Origin of the sequence: Dermacoccus barathri (genome assembly GCF_015070805.1) — a bacterium.
Classification (GTDB): domain Bacteria; phylum Actinomycetota; class Actinomycetes; order Actinomycetales; family Dermatophilaceae; genus Dermacoccus; species Dermacoccus abyssi.
The window spans coordinates 391,990-415,317 of sequence record NZ_JADCTK010000001.1 but is presented as its reverse complement, the minus strand read 5'-3'; the positions used below and the strand labels follow the sequence as shown (position 1 = coordinate 415,317).

General features: G+C 69.9%; 20 protein-coding genes, 1 tRNA gene and 1 pseudogene. 14 read left to right on the top strand and 8 right to left on the bottom strand.

Translation table 11 applies throughout. The features are described 5' to 3' along the window. Nucleotides 1–133: 133 nt before the first annotated feature. Nucleotides 134–511: a YtxH domain-containing protein gene (locus IM689_RS01925; protein ID WP_193642638.1), complete on the bottom strand. Its 378-nt coding sequence runs from the start codon at nucleotides 509–511 to the stop codon at nucleotides 134–136. A 122-nt stretch (nucleotides 512–633) separates the two neighbouring features. Here IM689_RS01925 and IM689_RS01920 point away from each other — a divergent pair. The 3 genes and pseudogenes from IM689_RS01920 to IM689_RS01910 all read left to right on the top strand — a co-directional run bounded on the left by IM689_RS01920 (nucleotide 634) and on the right by IM689_RS01910 (nucleotide 2,045). After that, nucleotides 634–720: transfer RNA gene (locus IM689_RS01920), tRNA-Ser, on the top strand. A gap of 307 nt (nucleotides 721–1,027) precedes the next feature. Continuing rightward, nucleotides 1,028–1,719 (top strand): annotated as a pseudogene (locus IM689_RS01915) (pirin family protein); the annotation flags it as partial. Between the two features lie 14 nt (nucleotides 1,720–1,733). Then, nucleotides 1,734–2,045: a hypothetical protein gene (locus IM689_RS01910; protein WP_047310605.1), complete on the top strand. Its 312-nt coding sequence runs from the start codon at nucleotides 1,734–1,736 to the stop codon at nucleotides 2,043–2,045. A gap of 282 nt (nucleotides 2,046–2,327) precedes the next feature. Here IM689_RS01910 and IM689_RS01905 read toward each other — a convergent pair whose 3' ends face one another. The 3 genes from IM689_RS01905 to IM689_RS15115 are packed head-to-tail and all read right to left on the bottom strand — an operon-like array spanning nucleotide 2,328 to nucleotide 4,801. Then, nucleotides 2,328–2,996 carry a DUF1989 domain-containing protein gene (locus IM689_RS01905; RefSeq protein WP_082128635.1) on the bottom strand — a complete coding sequence of 223 codons (669 nt, stop codon included), beginning with the start codon at nucleotides 2,994–2,996 and terminating at the stop codon, nucleotides 2,328–2,330. Next, entirely contained in the window at nucleotides 2,989–4,419 is a 1,431-nt protein-coding gene (gene gntA / locus IM689_RS01900; protein ID WP_193642637.1) for a guanitoxin biosynthesis heme-dependent pre-guanitoxin N-hydroxylase GntA, read from the bottom strand. Before gntA ends, IM689_RS01905 begins: the two co-directional genes overlap by 8 nt. A 25-nt stretch (nucleotides 4,420–4,444) precedes the next feature. Next, nucleotides 4,445–4,801 (bottom strand): response regulator transcription factor, encoded by a 357-nt coding sequence (locus tag IM689_RS15115; RefSeq protein WP_193642636.1) that lies wholly within the window; start codon nucleotides 4,799–4,801, stop codon nucleotides 4,445–4,447. Nucleotides 4,802–5,533: 732 nt separating this feature from the next. Here IM689_RS15115 and IM689_RS01890 point away from each other — a divergent pair. Beyond that, complete coding sequence (locus tag IM689_RS01890; RefSeq protein ID WP_193642635.1) at nucleotides 5,534–5,896, top strand: hypothetical protein; 363 nt, start codon at nucleotides 5,534–5,536, stop codon at nucleotides 5,894–5,896. Between the two features lie 489 nt (nucleotides 5,897–6,385). Here the strand turns inward: IM689_RS01890 and IM689_RS01885 are convergent, their stop codons facing one another. The 4 genes from IM689_RS01885 to IM689_RS01870 form a co-directional block, all read right to left on the bottom strand. Then, complete coding sequence (locus IM689_RS01885) at nucleotides 6,386–7,027, bottom strand: HEAT repeat domain-containing protein (protein WP_225910997.1); 642 nt, start codon at nucleotides 7,025–7,027, stop codon at nucleotides 6,386–6,388. 208 nt (nucleotides 7,028–7,235) lie between these two features. After that, a complete protein-coding gene (locus tag IM689_RS01880; protein ID WP_129666514.1) occupies nucleotides 7,236–8,432 on the bottom strand; it encodes a zinc-dependent alcohol dehydrogenase in 1,197 nt (398 codons plus the stop codon). 112 nt (nucleotides 8,433–8,544) lie between these two features. Then, nucleotides 8,545–9,039, bottom strand: a complete 495-nt coding sequence (locus IM689_RS01875) for a pyridoxamine 5'-phosphate oxidase family protein (protein ID WP_193642634.1) — start codon at nucleotides 9,037–9,039, stop codon at nucleotides 8,545–8,547. Between the two features lie 78 nt (nucleotides 9,040–9,117). Next, nucleotides 9,118–10,128 (bottom strand): SDR family NAD(P)-dependent oxidoreductase, encoded by a 1,011-nt coding sequence (locus IM689_RS01870; protein ID WP_193642633.1) that lies wholly within the window; start codon nucleotides 10,126–10,128, stop codon nucleotides 9,118–9,120. A gap of 245 nt (nucleotides 10,129–10,373) precedes the next feature. Between IM689_RS01870 and IM689_RS01865 the strand changes: the two genes are divergently transcribed. From IM689_RS01865 to IM689_RS01820, 10 genes are all read left to right on the top strand, one after another. Beyond that, nucleotides 10,374–12,455, top strand: coding sequence for a catalase (locus IM689_RS01865; protein ID WP_193642632.1), 2,082 nt, complete (start codon nucleotides 10,374–10,376; stop codon nucleotides 12,453–12,455). Beyond that, nucleotides 12,452–13,438, top strand: coding sequence for an acyl-CoA dehydrogenase family protein (locus IM689_RS01860; protein ID WP_227484355.1), 987 nt, complete (start codon nucleotides 12,452–12,454; stop codon nucleotides 13,436–13,438). The genes IM689_RS01865 and IM689_RS01860 overlap by 4 nt, the downstream gene beginning before the upstream one ends. Further along, complete coding sequence (locus tag IM689_RS01855) at nucleotides 13,438–15,147, top strand: PIG-L family deacetylase (RefSeq protein WP_193642631.1); 1,710 nt, start codon at nucleotides 13,438–13,440, stop codon at nucleotides 15,145–15,147. Before IM689_RS01860 ends, IM689_RS01855 begins: the two co-directional genes overlap by 1 nt. Continuing rightward, nucleotides 15,144–16,115, top strand: a complete 972-nt coding sequence (locus IM689_RS01850; RefSeq protein WP_193642630.1) for a WcbI family polysaccharide biosynthesis putative acetyltransferase — start codon at nucleotides 15,144–15,146, stop codon at nucleotides 16,113–16,115. The genes IM689_RS01855 and IM689_RS01850 overlap by 4 nt, the downstream gene beginning before the upstream one ends. Before the next feature lie 83 nt (nucleotides 16,116–16,198). Then, the gene (locus tag IM689_RS01845; protein ID WP_193642629.1) at nucleotides 16,199–17,380 is read left to right on the top strand and encodes a hypothetical protein; all 1,182 of its coding nucleotides are present in this window, start codon (nucleotides 16,199–16,201) and stop codon (nucleotides 17,378–17,380) included. 41 nt (nucleotides 17,381–17,421) lie between these two features. Continuing rightward, the gene (locus IM689_RS01840) at nucleotides 17,422–18,684 is read left to right on the top strand and encodes a glycosyltransferase family 2 protein (protein ID WP_193642628.1); all 1,263 of its coding nucleotides are present in this window, start codon (nucleotides 17,422–17,424) and stop codon (nucleotides 18,682–18,684) included. After that, complete coding sequence (locus IM689_RS01835; RefSeq protein ID WP_047311137.1) at nucleotides 18,681–19,484, top strand: glycosyltransferase; 804 nt, start codon at nucleotides 18,681–18,683, stop codon at nucleotides 19,482–19,484. Before IM689_RS01840 ends, IM689_RS01835 begins: the two co-directional genes overlap by 4 nt. Then, nucleotides 19,481–20,875 (top strand): glycosyltransferase, encoded by a 1,395-nt coding sequence (locus IM689_RS01830; RefSeq protein WP_193642627.1) that lies wholly within the window; start codon nucleotides 19,481–19,483, stop codon nucleotides 20,873–20,875. Before IM689_RS01835 ends, IM689_RS01830 begins: the two co-directional genes overlap by 4 nt. Beyond that, entirely contained in the window at nucleotides 20,875–22,398 is a 1,524-nt protein-coding gene (locus IM689_RS14525; protein ID WP_227484409.1) for a glycosyltransferase, read from the top strand. The genes IM689_RS01830 and IM689_RS14525 overlap by 1 nt, the downstream gene beginning before the upstream one ends. Further along, nucleotides 22,398–23,270, top strand: a complete 873-nt coding sequence (locus tag IM689_RS01820; RefSeq protein WP_193642626.1) for a glycosyltransferase family 2 protein — start codon at nucleotides 22,398–22,400, stop codon at nucleotides 23,268–23,270. The genes IM689_RS14525 and IM689_RS01820 overlap by 1 nt, the downstream gene beginning before the upstream one ends. Nucleotides 23,271–23,328: the final 58 nt, after the last annotated feature.

Genomic DNA, 23,328 nt, shown 5'->3' with positions numbered 1-23,328 from the left:
GCCCCGCGTTAGGCCGCGTTGTCTGCGAATCTACGCGATGCGCCGCGAAATGTCGCGCCCGAAGGGGTGAAAGACCGGCCCGGAAGGCTTCACGACGCGTCGCAGTCGGAATTTGGGCGTACGACCCGAAAGGTCAGGGAAGCTTCTCGCCGCCCGGGCCGAAACCGCTCGTGTCGGCGTGGAGTTCGCCGTCCTCGCCGCGGTGGATGGTCTCCGGCAGGTCCTTGTCGCCGCGGTTCGCGACGGCGTCCTTGGCGTCGCCGGCCTTGGCGGCAGCAGCCTGGCCCGCGTTCTTGCCCGCGTCGGCAGCCTTCTGGCCGACGGCAGCAGCGACGGCGGGTGCCTTCGTCTTGACCTGCTCGGTTGCGGCGGTGACCTTCTCCTGGACCGCCGGGTTCTGCCAGGCCTTGTCGGCCTGCTTCTTGATCTGCTCGTAGCGCTTCTCCCCGGCGCGGGTGCCGAAGACGTAACCGACGGCGGCGCCGGCGAGGAATGAAACCTTGCCCATCATGGTGTGGCTCCTTCGTAGTCGTAACTTGCTTGTCACCCTACCGAATCCGCGGCTTTTCGCCAGGGGGCGTAGCATGGTTCCTCGCTGCGGCACGCCTTTCGGGGTGGGCCGTGGTCACACGAGGAGGGCTCGCATAGTGGCCTAGTGCGGCGGTCTTGAAAACCGCTATGGGTTTACGCCCATCGTGGGTTCAAATCCCACGCCCTCCGCAGATGAGTAGGACCCCCGCCGGATCAGCGATGAAGTCGCCCGGCGGGGGTCCTACTCATCTGCGGCATGACAGGTTGGGGATTTGGGAGGGGCGACGCGCGAGTGAGCGGTAGCGAGCCCGCGCGGCGCGACGGTTCCCACGCCCTCCCTCCTAACGGTGCAGAGCGACTCAACTGCGATTTTCGTCCACATCTGCGATTTTCGTCCACAACGATCGGCCGACTGTTGCTCCTGCACACCGTGGTCCTTGGGTGGCATGAGGACCCCATTCGTCGGGGCTGACGGTCGACATCAGGGAGCGCTGAAATGCTCGACGACACCCAGGACACAGGCGCCCGCACCAACACCACGCATCACGCCGGCGCCGGCGCCTACCCGTCCGGCATCCAGGGCGACGGTGTTCACGACAACACCCACCCGCCATACCCACGCGACGGCGCTCGTCGGACCACTACCCGCGACGCCGGTGCCCGCACGTCAGGCGCCGACGCCGACGTCAGGGCCGCCGGTGGACTCGACCCTGCAGGTGTGATCGTCGCCCAGGCGAACGAGGCGCCCACCGCAGAACGCCCCGTCGAGGGCGTCGTTCAGGTTCTCTCACCCCGCCAGGTTCCGCTCGGCGGGCTGCGTGCCCTCGAGGTGCGACGCACCCTGCCGCACCGCGACCGCTCGTTCGTCGTGGCGTGGTGCTTCGTCGACCACTACGGCCCGGAACGCGGCGTCGGCATGGACGTGCCGCCGCACCCCACACCGGGCTGCAGACGGTCTCGAGGTTGTTCGAGGGCGCCATCGAACACCATGATTCTGGTGGCGCGCACGCCGTCGTCCGCCCCGGCGAGGTCAACCTCATGACGAGCGGCCGCGGCATCGTCCACTCCGAGGTCTCGACGCCCGGCACCGAGACGCTGCACGGCGTCCAGCTCTGGGTGGCACTGCCCGACGTGACCCGCGACGGCGCCCGCGCGTTCGAGCATCACGCGCCCGAGTGCTTGCCGCTAGCGCGGCTCCGGCAATGGCGGCGAACCCGTGTTCGCAGATCATCAAGGGCCGTCCGCTGCCTGCGTCGGCGTTCTTCGCGTTCAACACGAGCGCCGGTGGCACGATGAACCTGACGAACGGCAAGAGCTACGCGTTGACGGGCGGCACCGGCGTCGCGGGCTCCGGTACAGCCGGCACGCCGAACGGCGGCTGCAGTGGTCCTGCCAGTTCAACAGCCCAGGACTGCAACACGTACATCGGCATCTCACTCACGAACTCCTCCGGCACGAGCAGCGCCAACCCGGCCCCCGTGTCGCTCAGTGACCTCGTGACTGTCGACGGCTAGGGCACGACAACCGTGACGCTCAACGTCGCGTCCTTCATCAAGGACGGCACCAAATGGGCGGGTCGGGCGTCACGTTCTCCTGACCATCGGAGCGCAGTGTCGGCGCACAACGCCTCCCCACCCAAGGATGTTGGGTCATGAACGCGCGCTATCTCGCGTGGTCGTGACACAACATGGGCCATCTCGATGCTCATTCTGCTCGGAGCGCCTGAGCCCCGACGGGGCCTGAACGGCCGCCTGTTTCACCACTTTCGCTGACCGGGCCGGCGCGACGTCAGCGCCTCAGCGCACCCGGTAGTCGATGGGTTTGCAGACGCCGGCGTTCGATTTCTCGGCCGAGCAGGCCGTCAGCCCGACGAACAGGTCGGCTTCGGCGCGGATGGCGAAGACGTCACCCGCCTGCGTCGGCGGCGGGTCGATGTGCAGTTCACCGTCGGGGCTCGTCCACACGTCCATGAAGATGTTGAGCGTCGTGCCGATGTGGTCGGGCGCGACGCCGACGGGTTCGAGCGCGCCGCACAGGTTCGCGAAGCAACTCGGGTGCGGGGCGCCGTCGAACTCGGGGTAGAGGATGTCGAACGTCTGCTGGCTGCACGGCGTCACCGTCATGTCGTGGATGCCCACCGAGTCCGCGACGATCGTCGCCATGACGCTGCTGCGGTTGCTCCACAACCGGTGCCCCGTCGATGGGTACAACGTGTTGTTGTAGTCGACGGTGCGCCCCGCCGAGAAGCACTCGGCGATGTCGCCCTGCATGACGGCGTAGAAGTCGCTCACCTGCTCACCGCACGGGTCGACGACCTCGAGCACCTGACCGGCCGCCAGCGGCACGAGCACCCCCGTCTGCGGGGCGATGCGCGACCAACCGTCGGCGGAAGCTTCGGGGCCGCCCGCGTACGGCGGCCGCGGCGTCGGCGGGTGGGGGGAGCGCGGGCGTCGCGGGTCAGTCATCAGGATTCTCCTTCGAAGGGTGCGCGGTGAACGGGGCACGCCAGTCGTCCTCCACGTGCCGCCCAGAGTACTGACGCGCCTCCGACGAGCGTCCATGATCGGTGACGACCGGATTGATCGAACCCTGCAACGCAGCATCGCGGCGGCGGATCGCGTCGCGCATCCGGTCGAAGCCGCCGTCAGCTCGCAGCTGCTCGAACTGATCGTGCAGGTTGAACACGACCGTCGTCAGCGGAGCACGGCGCGCGATGCGCGAGGCCCGCGGATGCAACCCGACGAGGAAGAACGGCACGCCGCCGAGGCTGAAACTGAAGTGCGGTGACGTCGTGTCGGGCGACACACGCTCGGCCCACGGCGCGTCGTCACGATCGTGCAATCGCTGCAGCATGCCCCACAGGAGGTTCTCGAACTCCCGCTCGTCACCCGCCCGCGGGCGACGGAAGACGGCGATGAACGAGCCGAACTCGCGCGGGCCACGCTCGATCGCGGCGAAGTCAGCCAGCTCAGCGCTGAGCGTTGAGAGGCACGCGTCATCGGTCATGTCGTCGAAGACGCGGACGAGCGCGCCGTCGCGTTTCAGCGCCGAACGCGCTCCGAGGCACGGAAACCGAGGGTGCTCGATCATCGCGCCGATGACGTCGCGGATGGTTGCCTCGTCCGCGCCCTCGAGGCCCGCGTCGGCTTGTTCGGCGAGCCACTCGGCGAGGTCACGGGCCTGCGACTCGTCGTCATCGGTTGGGTGCGTCGACGAGCCGGATGATGAGGTGGGGGCCGCGGCTGGCGGCCAGTGATCGTCAGACACATGACCACCGTAGCCGCGCGCCAGACCCCACAACACGGCTTGAGGGCGCGTCTGCACGTCCATCGCGCGGTAGGCGCCTCTGATGTGCGACTCGATGCTGTTGACGCTCAGGTGCAGGCGCTCGGCGATCTGCGCGTTCGGCATGCCCGAGCAGATGAGATCGACGATCTGCGCCTGACGTGCGGTCAGCCCGTCGGAGGGGACGGTCGGCCGCGCGTCCGTGGGGGAGGGTCGAAGCACCGCGGGGCGGACGATTCGACCCGCGACCACGTCATCGACCCCGGCGCGCAGATCGGCGGCGCTCGCCGACCGTCCGACGACTCCCGACGCGCCGCGCGCGAGGAGCCGGCTGATGGCGGCATCGTCGGTGTGCAGCGACGACACGAGCAGCTTCGTCGTCGGGTTCGCGGCGTGCAGCGCGCGCAGTTGATCCCAGGCGTTGCGGTTGGGTTCGTTCCACTCGAGCACGGCGACGTCGGCATCGAGCGCGAAATCGGCGCGCAGGCCCGGGCCACGCACGAGCACGAGGCGTGTCGCGACGCCGAACGCGTCGAGAGCCGCCATCGCGCCGCATCCGAACAGCTCGCTACGTGCGACGACGGCGACCGTGAGGCGGGGCACAACTCTCCTTCGAGCGATCCGACGATCAAGGGTCGTGAGGTGTCGGTGGTGATGAAAAGTGTTGTCGCTCACCGTTTTTCGCGCCACACCCGCAAGGAGGTGAAGCGTCGGCTGCCTGATGGACCGCCGGTGCGCGGCGCCATGCTGGAAAGTGGTGAGCGTCGACGTGCAGTCCGCGCGCGACGCCCCACAGCACCGCCTCGCTGCGGGAGGCGACGCCCATGGTGCGGTAGGCGGAGCGGATGTAGCTCTTGAGCGTGTTGAGGGAGACGTTGAGTTCGTTCGCGATCGCGCCGTTGGGCAGGCCGCGGCAGATGAGCGTGACGGCCTGCGCCTCTCGCTCGGTGAGCCCCTCGGCGGCGCCCGGGCCACCAGTCGTCACCCAGCTCGACGGGGAACGCGGGGTCGACGGCGCGCTCGCCGCGGGCGACGCGTTCGAGTGCGGTGACGAGCTCGTCGGCCGTCGCGTGCTTCGTCAGTATGCCCGCGACGCCGAAGTCGGTGAGCGCGCCGACGTGCGCCTGCGGAGGGTCGTTGGTGTAGACGACGAGGCGCGTGACGGTGGCTGTGTCGCGCAGGCGCGCCAGCGTCGCCCACCCCGCCTCGGGGGCGGCGAAGCAGTCGAAGAGCGCGACGTCGGTGAGTTCGGTGGGTACGCCGCGGCTGCACGTCGCCTCGACGCGTGCAGTGTAGGGCGAGAGGAGTGCCTGAAAACCGGCCATGACGAGGGCGTCGTCGTCGACGAGGGTGACGCGCAATGCGCAGGGTGCGGGCGCGCCCCTCGACTCCTCACCCGTCGCCAGACGGAGGTGTGCGGCTCCATCGGTGCTCGGGTGGGACGACATGCGGATACCTTGCCAACATGTCGCGACACAAGGAAATCAACCATGACGAAATTCCGACATCGACCGTGTTGCGTGGGGCTGGTCGCGTGCACGGTGACCTCCTGGGCTGACGATGGCACCCGTTCTCGCAGACCTGCAGGAGGTCGATCATGGAATCGCGCGACTAGTTCGTCACCAGCTACGTCGCTCATCACTGGGCCGCATCGAAGGGTGGGCTCGACCTGTTCGAGCGCGCGTCGCGCTCGCAGAGTTCGGCGCGCACGCGGAAGGTGCTCGCGACGCTGACGCGGGAGATCGCCGAGGACCGCGCACGCCTGCGCGTCATGGCCGACGCGCTCGGGGTGGGTGAGGCGCGGCTCGCGCAGCTCGCGCTGAGCGTCGGCGAGACCGTCAGCCGCGTGAAACTCAACGGCCGCTTCGTGCGCCGCTCCCCGCTGAGCGACGTGCTCGAACTCGAGGCGCTGCTGTCGGCCGTTCGTGGCAAGCGGGCCGGCTGGGAGGGCCTGCGCGTGCTCGCGACCGACGATGCGCGCATCGACGTCGCCGAACTCGACGACCTCATCGTGCGCGCTGACAGCCAGCTCGAACGCCTCGTCGCCGCCCACGCCGAAGCGGCCGCGACGCTGCGCTGAACTGACATTCGCTGCGCTCCGCTGGTGAGCCGTCGGACGAGTCGCCCCGCTGGACCGCTCGGGCGCCTCGCCTTGCCTGATCGCCCTGACGCGGCCTGACCCCAGCTGTCCAGGTTGGTCGGTGGTGTCCGCCATGTGTGGCGTCCCTCCCGAGGCGCTTTCATGGGCGCCACCTACGGGCCAAAAAGAACAAGGATCATTCACGTGTGGCGCTCACTACACTGCATGCCGCCGCGACATTCGAGGTGAAGTTCATCAGCACCCTGCTGTGCAATGTCATCGACGGCGAGGCACCGCACCGACGGCGACAGGCCGGCCTGGTGCTGAGCGGCCCCAGGCGTTGTGATTGCAAGCTCTGGGGGATGGGGTGGCCGCTGCGTCACCTTCGTCGATGGGATGGCGGGTGACTCACGGGTCGGCGCGTCGTTGCGTGCCTACCCGTGAGTTACCCGCTCTCCCGTCGCATGGCCGGGGGCGGGGCCGACGCGCTCAACCCATCGCGACGATGCGCTTGGCTTCCTCGACGGCGCCGTCGAACGCGAGCTCGGGGCGGGTGCGCAGCAGGTCGGTCGCGCGAGCATGTTCGGTGACGGCCGCGTCTTGGCTCCGGATTGCCGACGTGACCGCTGGGACGGCGGCGTCGCCGAGACCAAGCAATGCGACGCTCAACGCCATCTGCGTGCCGGCGTCACCACGGCCGAACTCCTTGACCAATTCGTCAGCGAGAGAGCCATGTTGACTCTCCGGGGCCAGCGCGGCGGCCGCGCGCCAGGCGGTGCGGGCGAGATCGTCGTCGGCGTCGTGCAGGAACTCGGGCGTGATCCAGGGCCATGCGCGCTCGTCGCCGACCTTCGACAGCACGTGCAACGCCTGCGTGCGCGCCTGGATGTTCTTCGACGCCAGCTCGCGCTGAACGCGCGGCAGGACGTCGTCAGCCGGCAGGCGCGTCAGCGCCCAGGCGAGGGTCTCGCGGACGAAGAAGTCGGGCTCGACGCCGCAGCGACGCACGAGCGTCTCCAACAGATCGGGATGCGGATGTGTGCCCGCCGCCATCGCGGCCTGCAACCGCACCGACTGATCCTGCACGTCGAGGGCGCGGGCGATGTTCGCGGCGTACTGCTCGGGCGTCATGCTCACTGCAGCGCCCGTCGCGCCCGCACTATTCCGCGCAGCACTCCAGGCGGCGCCGCCTGGACGTAGAACGCACGATGGCGGTAACTCACAGGTCGGCGCCTAACCGCGCGCCTACCCGTGAGTTACCCGCCATCCTGTGGTGGCCGGGCGGCCGGGTGGCCCAGCGTCTCGGTGGACGCCGACCCGATCCCAGGCCGTCAGTGCGTCAGGGCTTGAGGACGACCTTCTGGCAGCCGTCCTGCTTCTTCTGGAACACGTCGTACATCGTCGCCGCCTCGTCGAGCCCGACGCGGTGAGTCGCGAGTTGCTCGACGCCGAACGGGTCGGCGTCGACGAGCACGTCGCGCAGCTCGCCGGTCCACTGCTTGACGTGGCACTGGCCCATGCGCATCGCGATGCCCTTGTCGAACATCTGCATCATCGGCATCGGGTCGAGCGCGCCGCCGTAGACACCGGAGACGGAGACGGTGCCGCCGCGGCGGACGCTGTCGATCGCGGCGTGCAGCGCGGCGAGACGGTCGATGCCGGCATTCTTCGCGAGCGGCTCCGAGATCGCCGACGGCAGCTTGCTCACGGCCGACAGGCCCGCAGCGGCAACCGGGTTGCCGTGTGCCTCCATGCCGACGGCCTCGACGACGCCGTCCGCACCGCGCCCGTCCGTCAAGTCGCGCACCGCGTCGCCGACGGCGCTGACCTGCGAGCCGTCGAGGTCGTCGAGGTTGATCGTGCGGGCGCCGCGGGCCTTCATGCGCTCGAGGCGCTCCGGCACGCGGTCGACGACGATGACGTCCTCGATCCCCAGGTACTGCGCGCTCGCGACGGCGAGCTGACCGACGGGGCCGGCACCCATGACGGCGAGCGTGTCGCCGGGGCGCACGTTCGCCCATTGCACGCCCTGCCACGCGGTCGGCAGGATGTCGGACAGGTAGAGGTAGCGCTCGTCCTCGCCGGCCTCAGGCACCTTGATGGGGCCGAAATCGGCGTGCGGCACGCGGACGTAGTCCGCCTGGCCGCCGGGCACCGCACCATACAGGCTCGTGAAGCCGAACAGGCTCGCGCCGGTGCCCTGGTCGACGTTCTGCGTCGTCTCGCACTGCGCGAACAAGCCTCGGCTGCACATCCAGCAGTGGCCGCAGGAGATGTTGAACGGCACGACGACGCGGTCGCCGGGCTTGAGGTTCGTGACGCCCGAGCCGACCTCCTCGACGATGCCCATGAACTCGTGGCCGAGGATGTCGCCCTTCGTCAGGAACGGCGCGAGGACGGTGTAGAGGTGCATGTCCGAACCGCAGATCGCGGTCGAGGTGACGCGCACGATCGCGTCGGTGGGCTCCTGGATGCTCGGGTCGGCGACCTGCTCGACCGAGACCTTGCCCTGGCCCTGCCAGGTGAGTGCTCGCATCAGTTTCTCTTCGAGAGGATCACCGCGACGTGCGGCGATCGGGTGGTGGGGATGGGGTGGTGGGGAGCGTGGCGCCGGGAGCCGCCGCGCGTCGGTTCGGCTCCCGGGTTCGTCACAGCTCGGTCGTGGCGCTCTGGCCCTTCGGACGCTCGCCGCTGACGCGCGCCTTGACAATGCTCGCGAGCGCGGAGGCCTTGCCTCCGGGCTGGCCCCAGAACTGCGCGGACTCGCTGACGACGCGGACGAGACCGAGGTCCGGGTCGTCCTTGCCGCCGTCGTACCAAGCGGCGACGTCGTCGCCCCACAGCTCGTCGATCTTAGCGCGGTCGGCGACGAACTCGACGCGTCCCGCGACGGACAGCCACGAACCGAGGTGCGCGAACGACAGGTTGACCTGCGGGTTGCTCTGCAGCGCCTGCGCCTGCTCGGTGCCGAGGCCGACGAAGAACCACACGTCGGCGTCGTCCGTCACCTCCTGCGGCGTCATCGGGTGGCTGTGCAGGGCCCCGTCTACTGCGATCGAGGTGAGCATGACGAAGCGCTCACCACGCATGATCTCGACGACCTGCTCCTGCGAGATGTCGGACTTCGGGGTTCCAGCAGACATGGTGCGTACCTTTCGTCGGGGGCCTCGGATGGTCGGGTGGTTGGGTTCAAATCTTAGGGTGGCGCGACCCGGGGCCGCTCAACCCTCGGGTTCGAGGTTGCTGCGCGACGCGCGATCACCGAGGGTCGTGAGGAGCTTTACGAATCGTCCGGCCCTAGGTGCGAGCTTGGATCCGGGGACAGGCGTCGTCGCACCGGGAACGGGCCCGGGCAGCGCACGCCCGACGAGGCCCATGACGCGCGTCGTCACACCCGGCATGACGCCGTGGACGCGCGCGCCGAGCTTCGCGGCGGGCGTGAGGATGACGTACGGCTTGCCGGCGAGGACGCCGTCGACCATGCGTCGCGCGGCCTTCGTGGCGTCCATGCTGACGAACGGCAGCGACGCGGCGGGCGCAAACCACGCGTATTCGGCCTGCGCGTTGCCGTAGAACTGTGCGGCCGTGTGCGAGCCGGTGCGCATCAACCCCGGGGCGATAACGGTGGCGCTCACACCCGTGCCGGCGAGCGACGCGGCGAGGCCCTCGGTGTAGCCGATGGCCGCGAACTTCGCCGTCGAGTACGCGAGCAGGTGCGGTGCGCTCAGCAGGCCGCCGATGGAGGTGACGACGCCGAAGCGCCCGCGCCCGCGTTCGCGCATGCCGGGGATGACGGCGTCGGAGAGGTTGATCGGCCCCCACGCCATGATGCTCATCGCGCCTTCGATGTGCTCGTGCGTCGTGTTCTCGGCCGGGCCGACCTCTATGACACCGGCGACGTGGATGGCGACGTCGATCGGGCCGTGCTCGCCCTCGACCTGGGCGACGGCTCGAGCCACCCCGTCGCGATCGCTCACGTCCATGACGATCGTCGAGACGGCACTGCGCGCGTGACCGTGGGAGACAAGCGTGTCGGCGGCCTTCGCCAGGGCGTCGGCGGAGCGAGATGCGAGGACGACGCGGTGCCCGGCGTCGGCGAGGGCGGTGGCGACGAGAAAACCCAGCCCGCGCGAGGCTCCCGCGACGAGTGCCAAGGGCTTCTCTGACGAATCCGATGCATTCTGGTTCGGCAAACTGACCGGGTGATCCGACTGGCTGCGCGACGTCTCCATGAGTTTCACCCTAGAGTCGATCCCTAATTTTTCCCATGGGTTTCGCCTCTCACACCGAGTCGTCACCCACACGGGTGCCCGGCGGCTCATGTCCCGTCAGCGCCCTGGGCCTCCCTGCGATTATTGTCCACATCTGCGATTTTCGTCCACATCCGTAGGGGCGTGGTGAGAGGGGGGCGGTGGCCTTACTCTCCGACATAGGGTCGAGAGGCCATGATCGAACGACCACCAGCATGAGGAGAGCCATGAGCGACAACGAGCGCACCACGAGCCCCGACACGCGCGGCACCGGGGACGAGCTGCACCAGGGGGTGAGCGGTGGCAACGCCATGACGACGTCGCAGGGTATTCCGATGACCGACGACCAGAACCAGCTGCGTGCGGGCGACCGCGGCCCGTCGCTGCTGCAGGACGCCGCGTTCCGCGACAAGATCATGCACTTCGACCACGAGCGCATCCCGGAGCGTGTCGTCCATGCCCGCGGCTACGGCGCGCACGGCGTGTTCGAGAGCTACGACGACCACAGCGACCTCACGGCCGCCTACCTGTTCGGCAAGAAGGGCCGTCAGACGGAGACGTTCGTTCGTTTCTCGACGGTCGCCGGCAACATGGGCTCCGCCGACCTCGCGCGCGACGTCCGTGGCTTCGCGACGAAGTTCTACACCGAGGAGGGCAACTGGGACCTCGTCGGCAACAACATCCCCGTCTTCTTCATCCAGGACGCGATCAAGTTCCCCGACCTCGTGCACTCGGTCAAGGAGGAGCAGGACCGCGGTTGGCCGCAGGCGGCGAGCGCGCACGACACGTTCTGGGACTTCATCTCCCTCATGCCCGAGTCGACGCACATGGCCCTGTGGGCGATGAGCGACCGCGCGATTCCGCGCAGCTTCCGCTTCATGGAGGGCTTCGGTGTCCACACCTTCCGCTTCGTGACGGCCGACGGCAAGAGCTCGTTCGTCAAGTTCCATTGGAAGCCCGCACAGGGCATGCAGTCGGTGGTCTGGAACGAGGCCGTCAAGATCAACGGCGCCGACGCCGACTTCCACCGTCGTGACCTGTGGAACGCGATCCAGAGCGGCGACTTCCCCGAGTACGAGCTCGGTGTCCAGGTGTTCGACGACGCGTTCGCCGACAGCTTCGACTTCGACGTGCTCGACTCGACGAAGATCATCCCCGAGGAGATCGTCCCGATCCGCCCGCTCGGCAAGATGACGCTCAACCGCGTCGTCGACAACGTCTTCTCCGAGACGGAGCAGGTCGCGTTCATGACGCAGAACGTCGTGCCCGGCATCGACTTCACGAACGACCCGCTGCTGCAGGGCCGCAACTTCAGCTACCTCGACACGCAGCTGTCGCGCCTCGGCTCGACCAACCACACGCAGCTGCCCGTCAACGCGCCGAAGTGCCCCGTCGCGCACTTCCAGCGTGACGGTCACATGCAGTTCGCGCACCAGAGGGGCCGCGCCAACTATGAGCCGAACGGTTTCTCGGGTGACGACCGTGGCCCGCGTGCGCTGACGACGTTCCAGCCGGACACGTACCCGACGAAGGTCGAGGGTGAGGCGCGCCGTCTGCGTGCGGAGTCGTTCGCCGACCACTACAGCCAGGCCAACCAGTTCTGGAAGAGCCAGACGGAGGTCGAGCAGAAGCACATCGTCGACGCATTCGCGTTCGAGCTCGGCAAATGCGAGATCACCGAGATCCGCACGCGCATGCTCGGCAACCTGCGCAACGTCGAAGAGTCGCTCGCGCAGCGCGTCGCCGACGAGCTCGCGATGGAGCTGCCGGAGGCCTCGCCCGCGAAGGTGGCGCCGCGTCACGACCTGCCCGTCTCCGACGCGCTGAGCATCGTGAAGAACGGACCCGACAGCTTCGCCGGCCGCAAGATCGGCGTCGTCGTCAGCGACGGAACCGACGCCGACCTGCTCGCCGCGGTGCGTTCGGCCGCCGAGGCCGAGGGCACGGTCGTCGAGATCGTCGCGAAGGCCGTCGGTGGCGTCACGCTGTCGAACGGTGAGAAGCTCGCCGCCGATCACGCCATCGCCGGTGCGCCGTCGGTGCTGTTCGACGCCGTCGCGCTGCTGCCGTCGGCTGACGGTGCGGCGACGCTCGGCAAGGTCGCCGAGGCTCGTGACTTCGTGACGGACGCCGTCGCGCACAACAAGTTCCTGGCCCTCGGCCCGGACGCGTCGGGTCTCATCGAATCCGCGGGTGTGGCGTCGAAGAAGGACGACGGGTTCGTCGACGTCAGCGACGCGGCCGGCGCAAAGGGCTTCGTGGAGACGTGCCGTGCGCTGCGCTTCTGGAAGCGGGAGCTCTCCGCTTGAGCGAACCCTCTCGCGTGCTGTGCCGCCCCGATATCCCTGCTGGGGACGTCGGGGCGGCGCTTGCCGCTGCCGGTGAGTTCGCTTCCGCCGCAGCGGCGTTGGGCCGCGACAGCGCGGTGTATCTCGACACGCTCCGATCGCTCGGCGCCTTCGACCTGACGACGGCGCGCGTCATCGAACCGCACCTCGACGCGCTTGCGATCCTCGCCGAGGCGGGGGTTGCGCCGGGTGACGTGCTGCCCGGCGGTGAGGACGGCGCCTGGGGTGTGTTCGCGGCGCGGGCGCCGGGCCTCGCCGCGCGTCGCGAGGGTGACGGCTGGGTGCTCGACGGGGTGAAGCCGTGGTGCTCGCTCGGTGAGCAGTTGTCGCATGCGCTCGTGACGGCCGGTACGCCTGAAGGACAGCGGTTGTTCGCCGTCGACCTCACGGATGCGCGGGTGCGTGGCGCCGAGGAGCCTTGGGTGTCGCGTGGGCTCGTCGCGATCCGTTCGACGTCGCTGACATTCGACGCGATGCCCGCGACGCCCGTCGGGGAGCCAGGTTTTTATCTCGGCCGTGACGGTTTCGCGTGGGGTGGCATCGGTGTCGCCGCCGTCTGGGCGGGCGGCGTGGACGGCCTCGTCACAGCGGTTCGTGCGGCTGCGGGGCGGCGTGAACCCGATCAGATCGCGCTCATGCATCTGGGCCGGTTCGAGGTCATCGCGTATCTGCTCGACGCGGTGCTCGCCGACGCAGCCCGCGCGATCGACGGTGGAAACGCTTGCGGTGCAGCGGGTCTCGCGTTGTCGTCGCGCGTGCGAGCAGTCGTCGCCGATGCGGTGGAGCAGGCGCTGACGATCTGTGGCCACGCGCTCGGCCCCGGCCCGTTGACGAGCGACGAGACCCACGCGCGGCGCGTTGCCGACCTCGGCGTCTATGTGCGTCAGCACCACGCCGAACGCGACCTCGCCGCCATCGGCGCCGCCACGCTGGAGCGTCACTGATGCGCGGGATGCCCGCCGCGCCGGCCTCGTGGTCGTCGCGGGAGCCCGGCACGAGCGAACGCACGTGGTTGCGAGGGACGCCATGGGCGTCGCTCGGGCACCTCGACGTCGAAGCCCTCGCTGCCCGGTACAGCCGCGTCGTCGTCGTCGCGGCTCACCCCGACGACGAGACCCTCGCCGTCGGCGCATTCTTGGCGATGCTCGCGGACGCGGGGTTGGCCGTAGACGTCGCCCTCGTCACCGACGGCGAGGGATCGCACTCTGCGGCAACGGGATTGACATTCGAGGTCGTCCGCGAAGTCCGTCGTCGCGAGTTCGACGACGCTCTCGGTGTGCTGCTCGGCGGCGCGCTCGGGCGGGTTGAGCGCCTTGCGCTACCTGACGGCCGCGTCGCTGACCACCGTGCCGAGCTGGCCGCTGCGCTGGAGCGCGTCGTGCGGGTAACTGCGGCGGAGGCATCCACGGTGTCGGACCAGTCGCCCTCGAGAGCGGTCGGCTGCGATGACGCAGCCACCGATGTGACCTCGACGGTGGCGCCGTCGATGACGCCGGTGCGTGGGTCGGGAACTGAGCGGGTGCTCGTCGTCGCCCCGGCGGAGGCCGATGCGCACATCGACCACGACACGTGCGGAGCCGTGGCGCGTGACGTCGCGGCGCAGCTCGGGGCGGCGTGCGTCAGCTATCCGTTGTGGTGGTGGCACTGGGGCGACCCATCGTCGGTTGCCGAAACAGTCTGGGAGAGAAGCGTTCTCACTGTTCCCGACGTCGCCTCACTCCAGCGCAAACGCGCAGCCATCGCGGCGTACTCGTCACAGATCGGGACGTTCGCGCGCCCCGCAGCCGAGCCTGCGATGCTCGACGCCGGCGTCCTCGCCCACTTCGAACGTCTCGTCGAGACACTCTTCGACCCCGACGGCGCGCTGCCCCGCGTCGCCTCGTCCGATGATGGACGCACGCCGGCGGCATCCTTCGACGCGATGTTCGAGGGCAGCGACGACCCGTGGGGTGTCGAGACGCGCTGGTACGAGCGGCGTCGCCGTGCCCTCATCGAGGCGATGCTGCCTGAAGAGCATCTCGGGCGCGTGCTCGATCTCGGATGCTCCACGGGCGTCCTGACGCAGGTGCTCGCCGAGCGCGCCGACGGCGTGGTCGCGGTCGACGGGAGCGCCCAGGCGCTGGCGCGCGCTCGTCGACGTGACGTCGACGGCGTCGACTGGCGCCACGCCGAACTGCCTTCTGTGCTCGATGAACTCGCCGACGAAGGGCAGCGGTTCGACACCGTCGTGCTGAGCGAGATCGGCTACTTCCTCGACGGCGCGACGCTGCTGGCGACCCTCGCCGGCATCGACGCACTGCTGCGCGATGACGGTGTCGTCGTCGTGGCGAACTGGCTGCACCCGACGCGTGACATCCCCCTCGACGGGCGTCTCGTCGATGAGCAGGTGCGCCTCGTGTGGCCGACGCTCGCGCGTTACGAAGACGACGACGTCGCCATCGTGGTCGCTCGCCCGAGCAACGGCGATGCCCCAACCGCCGCAACGGCCCCCGTGTCGCGCGACACCCGCGCCGTCCTGCGAATCCCGTCCACATCGGCGAATCCTGTCTACACCGGCGATTTTCGTCCACATTCGTCGACTGACGGCGAGCGCGGCATTGGCGCCGTCAGCGGCGAAAGTGCCAGAGATGACGTCGAAGGAGAGGCCTCATGACAGTGCCTGCCGTCGAGGCGACGCCTCGCAACCTGCACTACGGCGAGTTCTACGGTCTCACCGACCCCGTGCCGACGGCCGATCCTGACGGCCGCCCGGTGCTCGTCGTCCACGGCAACTGCCAGGCGGAGTCGCTGCGCGTACTTCTCGACGGTCGGTACGGCGATCGCATCCGCACGATCCGCCTCGTCCCGGCGCACGAACTGGTCGCCGATGACGTGCCGCACCTGCATCGCACCCTCGCGCAGGCCCAGTACCTCGTCACACAACCCGTCGCCCCCGGGTATCGCGGCCTGCCCGTCGGCACGGAAGAACTGCCCACGGCGGCGCCGCACGTCAGGTCGACGATCGTGCCCGTCATGCGGTGGGCGGGGCTGCACCCGGCGCAGGTCATCGTCCGCACGCCCGCGGGCGAGCCGCCGATCGTGCCGTATCACGATCTGCGCGTCATCGCGGCGTGCCGCCGAGCGGGTGACCACGCGGCTCGTGTGACGAGCGCCGACCTGCCGCAGCTCGACGAGCGCGCCGTCGGTGCCCTGCGCGACGCATCCCTCGCCGAGCTGACGCGGCGCATCGAGGCGCACGGCGCCGTCGACATTCGTGATGCCCTCACGCGCCCTGGACGGCGCAGCGTCCACGTCATCAACCACCCGACGAACGACGTCCTCGTCGAGGTCGCCGACCGCATCGCGGCCGCCCTCGACCTCGGCGCACCCCGCGAGTACGACCCTGGCCGGTCGCTGCTCGGTGCCCTCGTCGCGCCGATGGACGAGCGCGCCGCCGCGCTCGCGCAGGTGCCGATGAGCGATGACGACGTCGCCCGCGTGTGGCAGGTGCGCGGTCAGGCGGTGGGCGAGGACGAGCTCGTCGCCGCCCACGCCGCGTGGTACGCCGAGCACCCGCAGGCACTCGCGGACGCGGTGCGTCGACATGCGACGTTGCTCGAGATCGTGGACGGTGACGTGTGAGCGCCGCACCGAGCGGCGATGCGTTCGAACATCCGACAGACGTCAAGATGACGAGAAGCGCCGTCGCACATGACAATACGAGGATGACGACGACGCGCCCGGCGAGCACTGCCGCTGAGGACCCCCGCAGCGCGCACGTTGCATCGGGTGATGCGGCTGCAACCGTCGACCACCTCCTGCTCGGCCCGCCCGAGCACGGGGTGACGCGCCACGGGGCGGCTCTCGCCGGTGCGCGCCGCACGTCGATGCTCGACGTGGGGACCGGCGCGCGTGACCTCGCGGCGTACCTCGCGGACGATGCCGGGCCCGTGCATGTTCACCTCACCGACGCGCTGCTCGGCGCCGACCACCGGGCGATCGAAGCCGGGGTGCGCGCGATCGAGGGCGCCGCACGGCCCGTGCACGTCACGCTTCACGACATTCCGCAGCCCGCCGAGGGGCAGGCGCGCTACGAACGTCGCGCTGCGCTGTATGCGCGCATCGTCGCGGCCGCCGCGTCTGTTCAGGTGTGCAGCGAGGCCGAGCGCGCGATGCTGGGTGACGTCGTCGCGGCGCCTGCCGGTGACGCTGACAGCGCCGCTCGGGGTTTCGGCGACGCCGATGTCGCTGGCGTCGGTGTCGCCACGTTGCCGGTCGATGCACGACCGAGTGCAACTGCGGCGGGCGACGCGGTGCTCGCCCTGGGCGATGACGCGCCCGTCGGCGTCCTCGGGTTCGTCCATCCGGGCAAGGATCCGCAGTTGGCGCTCGATGTTGCCGCGGCGCTGGGTCGCGACCTCGTCCTGCTCGGCGCGGTGGTCGAGGGGCACGAGAACTTCGTCGATGACTTGCGCCGCGCCGCGAACGCGCGCGGAATCGAACTGCGCGTTCTCGGGCACCTGAGCGAGGACGAGATGGACGCCGCGATCGCGACGATCGCCGTGCCGCTCGCGGCCTACCGTCACATCTCCGCGTCGGGTTCGATCGGCCGATGGATCGCCGCCGGTCGCCGGCCGATCACGCTGGCCACGCCGTGGGTCGGCGAACTGTCGACGACGGCACCCGGGTCGGTGGCGGTCGTCGAAGCTTCTACTAGTGCAGGCGAATCGGGCGATCGTGATGGTGTGATCGATGTGCTCGTCGATGCCGCCCGGGCGGCGCTGAGCGACCCGATGGTGACCGTGACGAACCCGTCGCATCCCGGCTTGCTCACGACGCCGGACGCCGCGCGTCGCCAGAGCGAACTGCTCGCCGCGCACCTGACGCCCCTGGGTGGTGTCGGGTGAACGCGAACGCTCGCGCGGGCGAGCAAGGGGCTGACCTGAGCGTGGGTGACGGACACGACGTCGACGTCGTCGTCACGCATTTCGAGGACCCACAGCGTCTGCGATGGGTTCTGGATTCCCTGGCGGCGCAGGATGATTCGTCGCTGCGCCTCCACATCGTCGTCGCGGATGACGGTTCAGCCACCCCGCCGAGCGTCCCCGACGGCGTCACGCTCCTGCGACAGGCGAACGAGGGCTTCCGCGCCGCGGCGGTGCGCAATCTCGGCGCGCGCGCCGGGTCGTCACCGGTCGTCCTCTTCCTCGACGGCGACACCGTGCCGACGCCCGGCTACTGTGCCGCGATGGTCGACGCCTTGCGAGAGGCGCCGGGTGCCGGCGCCCTCGTCGTCGGAGCCCGTCGGCATGCCGATCTCAGTGCCGTCGCTGCGCGGGGTGACGACGTCGTGTCCTGGTGTGCGGCAACCGATCCTGAGGCGCCGGCCGACGGTGACGTCCTCGCCGCACCCCAGTGGCTGCGCGACGGCTACGCGCGCACGAACGACCTGCGTGACGCCGGCGACGGCGACTGGCGACTCGTCATCAGCGCCGTCATGGGCATGACGCGCGACGCGTTCGAACGACTCGACGGGTTCGACGAGAGCCTCGTCGGGTACGGCGGCGAAGACTGGGATCTCGCCTATCGCGCCTGGAACACCGGCGTCGCCCTGCGTCATGCGCCGGCCGCGGTGGGCTGGCACGACGGCCCCGACGCGGGGGAGCGAGCCGATCTCGCGCAGCTCAAGGAGGGCGAGCAACTCGCGCTCGCTGCCCGCATTCCACAGCCAGACGTGCGGGGGCGCCACGGTATCTGGCGCGCCCCGCGCGTCGTCGTGTTCTGGCGGCCGGCGCGAACGGTGGCACCGAGCGGCGAGTACGCCGCCCTCGAGTCGTGGCTCGCGCTCGCGGACGTCGGGATCTGGTGCGGTGAACGCCGACCCGACGTGCTCGCCGATGACCCTCGCGTGTGCGCCGGCGAACCGTCCGACGACGTTCTGCAGCGCGCTGAGTTCATCGTCGACGTCATGCAGCCGTGCGTTCTGCGCGATGCCGAGGGTCTGCTCGCAGCGTGCGACGGCGCGCCATGGGTGGGCGGCGGCGTGACGGCGGCGCGCACCCGTCATCGGACGAATGTGGACGAAAATCGCAGAAGTGACAGGGTCGCTGGGCCGGTCGAATCGCTCGCGGATGCGTCACCGATCGTCGAAACCGTGCCCGCAGACGGGCCCCTCGACCTCGAGGCCTGGGGCCGACGGAGGTGGTCATGAGCGAGCGCACCTATCCGTGCGTGACACGTGCGCTCACTCGCAGCCGTGACGGTTCGCCTCGCCCTGCTCTCGCCGGCGCCACCGTCATCGTGCCTGCGCGTGACGAAGAGCAGGCGCTTCCGCACTGCCTCACGGCGCTCGAACGAGCGCTCGTCGAGGTTGCTCATCTCGCGCCGGCGATGACGTTGCGTGCGTGCATCGTCCTCGACACGTGCACCGACGACAGCGAGGCCATCGTGCGTGCCTTCGCGGGCGCGGCGGCGCACCGCGGGCAGTTCAGCGTGGAGCCGCTCGTCGTCACGGCGGGGAGCGTCGGGCGAGCGCGTGCCGCGGGAGTGCGCTGCGCGCTCGAATGGGCGGAACGTGACGGAATCGATGCCGACGCGCTGTGGCTCGCGTCGACCGACGCCGACACGCACGTCCCGCCGCACTGGCTGAGCGCCCACATCGCGACGGCCAACGCCGGCGCCGACGCGTACGTCGGCACCGTCGAACCGGATGCGGCTCTCACCGGCGCGCGGCGCGCAGAGTGGATGGAGCGGCACCATCTGCGGGAGGGGCATCCTCACGTGCACGGCGCGAATCTCGGTGTGCGCGCTTCTGCGTACCTGCGGGTCGGTGGGTTCGCGCCGCTGTCGCTGCACGAGGACGTAGACCTCGTCGAGCGGCTGCGCGCCGAGGACGAGCGCCTCGTGCGGGCGGCCGATGACGCGCGCGTCGTCACGTCGAGCCGTCTCGACGGGCGAGCTGTCGGCGGGTTCGCGACGTATCTGGCCAACCTGCGAGGAGGAGTCGCATGACGTCGCTGCGCATCGCCGTGCTCGCCACGAACCGCAACCCGTTGAGCGAGCCGTTCGCCGGCGGCCAGGAATCGCTGACGGCGGCGCTCGTCGCCGGGTTCCGTCGGCGCGGCCACCACGTCGTGCTGTTCGCGGCCGAGGGGACGCCGGCCGATGTGGCCGACGAGGTCGTGGCGTACCCGGCGCTGCCGCGGTTCTCGGCGGTTGCCGCGCTCGACCCGCAGCTGCCGGAGAAGCCGTTTCTCGACGACCATCACGCGTTCACGTTCGCGGCCGCCGAACTGGCGCGCCGGGATCGTGCCGGTGAGCTCGACGTCGTCGCCAACCACAGCCTGCACCACCTGCCGATGTCGCTGTCGCGCGCTTACGACGCGCCGGTCGTCACGACGTTGCATACGCCGCCGTTTCCGTGGATGGAGCTCGGCGCTGCCCTCGCCTCGCCGGCGTCGCGGTTCGTCGCGGTGTCGAAAGCCCTCGCGGCGCAATGGTCGACTGTGACGCGGCAGGTCGTGGCGAACGGTGTCGACGAGTCGCGTTTCGTCCTCGGGCCGGGCGCTGACGACGGCCGTCTCGCCTGGGTCGGTCGGATCACGCCGGAGAAGGCGCCGCATCTCGCGATCGATGCGGCGCGGATGGCCGGGCGACGGCTGGCTCTCATCGGGCCGGTCAGCGATGCGGCGTACTTCGAGGCGCAGATCGCGCCGCGGCTCGGGGGTGACGTCGAGCATCTCGGCGCGGTGCGGCCAGATGAGGTCGCGAAGGTCGTCGGGCGGAGCGACGCGTTGTTCGTCACACCGGCATGGGATGAGCCGTTCGGCCTCGTCGCCGTCGAGGGCGCGATGTGCGGGACGCCCGTCATCGCCCTCGCGCGAGGTGGTCTCGTCGAGGTGGTGCGACCGGACATGGGTGTCCTCGTCGACGCGTCGACGAATCCGGTCGTGGATTCGTCTGAGCTCCCGGCAGGAGCCATGACGGCGGCGCCCGACGACGTGCTCGTCGCCCGACTGGCCTCTGCCGTCACCGAACTCGACGCTCTCGACCGCGCGGCGGTGCGCGAGTGCGCCGTCCGCCATTTCTCTCTCGATGCCTGCATCGACGGGCATCTCGCGGTGCTGACGGAGGCGGCTGACGCGGCGCGCCGTTCGCAGCCTGCGTCGGGCGCGCGACCCGTCGAACGTTACACACCGCTGGACCCGCTCCCGAGCGACGCCGACGCGCGGCGGCTCGTCATCCGTGAGGACATGAAGCCTTCAGCCGGGGTTCGTCCGGGCGTGAGCGCGCAGAACGGCACGGGCAGTGACGTTGCGGACCGTCCGTTGCTCCCGGGGAGCCTGTCGGGCGACAGCGTCTCAGGCGGCGCCCAACCGGACGCGACAGGGGCGATGTCGTGATGCGCATCGGTTACTACGTGCACCATCACGGGCGGGGGCACGCGACGCGGGCGGGCGTCATCGGCGCCGAACTGACGCGGCGCGGGCACGTCATCACCTATCTCGGCAGCGGCGCACTGCCCGACGGGGATCAGGTCGCGCTCGCGTCGGATGCCGATGAAGCGGATGCACCGTTCGTCGACCCCGATGCGGGTGGGCGTCTGCACTGGGCTCCGCTCGGCGGTGGCTACGCCGAGCGTTCGGCGCAGATCGCGGCGTGGGTGACGCAGGCGCGCCCGGACGTCGTCGTCGTCGACGTCTCCGTCGAGGTGACCGCTCTCGTGCGGCTGCTCGGCGTCCCCGTCGTCGTCGTGGCTCAGCCCGGGCGACGCGACGACGCACCACATGCGCTGGCGTTCGACCTGGCGGCGGCTGTGCTGGCGCCCTGGCCGGCGCGGCTCGAGGTCGCGCCGCACCTCGAACGCCATCGCGACAAGACGGTCGAAGTCGGTGGCCTGTCGCGCTTCGCGGGTCGTGCTGCGGGGCCGAACGCTGCGGGCGGTGGTTCGTCGGCATGTGCCTCCCCGAACTCCTCGGAAAGTGTTGCGTCAGGCCCGCGGGCGGCCAGTTCCCGCGATGCCGGCGGCTGCGGCGTCGCGGCGGACGTCTCGCAGAGCACTGCACCGGGCGCCGGATCCGGCGGTGCAGCAATAGACGCTGCGGGAGGCCCTTCGCTGGGCGCACGGCGAGGGGCCTCGTCAGATGCCTTGGCGGGCAGCGATTCTGACGGTGCTGCGGTGAACGTTCCGGATGGCCTTTCGGCGGGCATGCCGAGAGGGGCCTTCTCGGACGCGAGATCGCGGGTCGCGCAAGAGATACCAAGGTTGCGTGGCGTGCTCCTCGTCGGCGGCGAGGGCTGGGACGACGCTGAGCTTCCGGGCGCCGTCGAACGCGCTGTGCCGCAGGTCCATTGGCGGACGCCCGACGCCGACCACCCCGTCGAGGTTCTGCTCGCGACGGCTGACGTCGTCGTCACCCACGCGGGGCAGAACGCTCTTGCGGACGTCGCTGCCTTCGGTGTTCCTGCCGTCGTCGTGCCGCAGGAGCGTCCGTTCGACGAGCAGGCCGACATGGCTCGTGCTCTTGACGACGCCGGCATCGCGCGCGGGCTGACTCTGGGTGCGACCGCTGACGAGGTCGCTGCCGGCATCCGTGAACTCCTCGCCGGGGACGACGAGCGATCGACAGGACGTGCGTGGGCGCGCTGGTGCGTCGACGGCGCTGTTGATCGCGCGGCTGACGTCATCGAAGCCGCAGCGCGCGGGGGCGTCGCTGACCTAGCTGCTGGAACTGACGCCGACGATCTGGAAGGTGCTGTGCGTGGGAGCAGGCACGGCATCGACGATGTTGCGCGCGCAGGTGTCGCAGAGCGAGGCGTCCGCGAAGCCGGCGGCGCGGCGCGTGGAGTCGTCGAGGGCGGCTCCGGCTGGCCAGCCGCTACCGGCGCCGAGGCGCCCGCACTCGGAGATGGGACGCTGCAGTGATGACCGACATGGGGTCGGGCCGGACGCTGCCCGTCGCCGTCGTCACTCCGGTGCGGGGGCGTCTCGAGCACCTCGTCAATCAGCGACGGTTCCTCGACGAGGTGGCGCCCGACGTACGACACGTCATCGTCGCCGTCGACATGCCTGATCTGGGTGACGACCTGCGCGCGGCGGGCGTCATGGGTGAGAGCGTCAGCATCGTGCCCCTCGACGATCACCCGCTGGGCATGCCGACCGCGCGGGCCCGCAACGTCGGCGCGACGGCGGCACTCGATGATGGCGCGGAACTCATCGTCTTCCTCGATGTCGACTGCGTCCCCCTGCCCGGTTTCGTCGATGCGTCGCGTGACGCGCAGTGTCAGCTCGATGCTCGCGGCGAGCGTGCCGTGCTCAACGGCATCGTCACGTATCTGGGGGAGGACGATCGTCTCGACGGTGAATTCCCGGCGGCTGCGAGACGTTTCGTCGCTCCGCATGCTGCGCGCCCCGCGCCGTCGTCGGGTGCGGTCGAGGTCGACGACGACCATCGTCTCCTGTGGTCGCTCGCGTTTGCGCTCGATGCCGACGCCTGGCGCGCGTGCGGCGGTTTCGACGAGCGGTACGTCGGGTACGGCGCGGAGGACACCGACTTCGGCATGCGGGCCCGTGACGCGGGCCTGCGGATGGCGTGGGTCGGCGGCGCGCACGCGTTGCATCAGTGGCATCCGAGCGCGAACCCGCCGCGCCATCACGTCGTCGACATCGTGCGCAACGCGAACCTCTACCGCGAGCGGTGGGGCACCTGGCCGATGGAGGGCTGGTTGCAGGCGTTCGCCGACGAAGGCCTCGTCGAGTGGACCCCTACGTCGTTGTCCCTGGCGTCGCCGCATTGAGCCTTGCGGTGTGCCCGAATGTGGACAGGATTCGCAGGCGTGTCCAAGAATCGCGAAT

What these genes read in the sequence shown, in the direction of transcription:
- IM689_RS01925 (WP_193642638.1), bottom strand. Translation starts at nt 511, where the DNA reads ATGATGGGCAAGGTTTCATTCCTCGCCGGCGCCGCCGTCGGTTACGTC.
- IM689_RS01910 (WP_047310605.1), top strand. Translation starts at nt 1,734, where the DNA reads ATGGCGGCGAACCCGTGTTCGCAGATCATCAAGGGCCGTCCGCTGCCT.
- IM689_RS01905 (WP_082128635.1), bottom strand. Translation starts at nt 2,996, where the DNA reads ATGACTGACCCGCGACGCCCGCGCTCCCCCCACCCGCCGACGCCGCGG.
- IM689_RS01885 (WP_225910997.1), bottom strand. Translation starts at nt 7,027, where the DNA reads ATGACGCCCGAGCAGTACGCCGCGAACATCGCCCGCGCCCTCGACGTG.
- IM689_RS01880 (WP_129666514.1), bottom strand. Translation starts at nt 8,432, where the DNA reads ATGCGAGCACTCACCTGGCAGGGCCAGGGCAAGGTCTCGGTCGAGCAG.
- IM689_RS01875 (WP_193642634.1), bottom strand. Translation starts at nt 9,039, where the DNA reads ATGTCTGCTGGAACCCCGAAGTCCGACATCTCGCAGGAGCAGGTCGTC.
- IM689_RS01870 (WP_193642633.1), bottom strand. Translation starts at nt 10,128, where the DNA reads ATGGAGACGTCGCGCAGCCAGTCGGATCACCCGGTCAGTTTGCCGAAC.
- IM689_RS01865 (WP_193642632.1), top strand. Translation starts at nt 10,374, where the DNA reads ATGAGCGACAACGAGCGCACCACGAGCCCCGACACGCGCGGCACCGGG.
- IM689_RS01855 (WP_193642631.1), top strand. Translation starts at nt 13,438, where the DNA reads ATGCGCGGGATGCCCGCCGCGCCGGCCTCGTGGTCGTCGCGGGAGCCC.
- IM689_RS01850 (WP_193642630.1), top strand. Translation starts at nt 15,144, where the DNA reads ATGACAGTGCCTGCCGTCGAGGCGACGCCTCGCAACCTGCACTACGGC.
- IM689_RS01845 (WP_193642629.1), top strand. Translation starts at nt 16,199, where the DNA reads ATGACGACGACGCGCCCGGCGAGCACTGCCGCTGAGGACCCCCGCAGC.
- IM689_RS01835 (WP_047311137.1), top strand. Translation starts at nt 18,681, where the DNA reads ATGAGCGAGCGCACCTATCCGTGCGTGACACGTGCGCTCACTCGCAGC.
- IM689_RS01830 (WP_193642627.1), top strand. Translation starts at nt 19,481, where the DNA reads ATGACGTCGCTGCGCATCGCCGTGCTCGCCACGAACCGCAACCCGTTG.
- IM689_RS14525 (WP_227484409.1), top strand. Translation starts at nt 20,875, where the DNA reads ATGCGCATCGGTTACTACGTGCACCATCACGGGCGGGGGCACGCGACG.
- IM689_RS01820 (WP_193642626.1), top strand. Translation starts at nt 22,398, where the DNA reads ATGACCGACATGGGGTCGGGCCGGACGCTGCCCGTCGCCGTCGTCACT.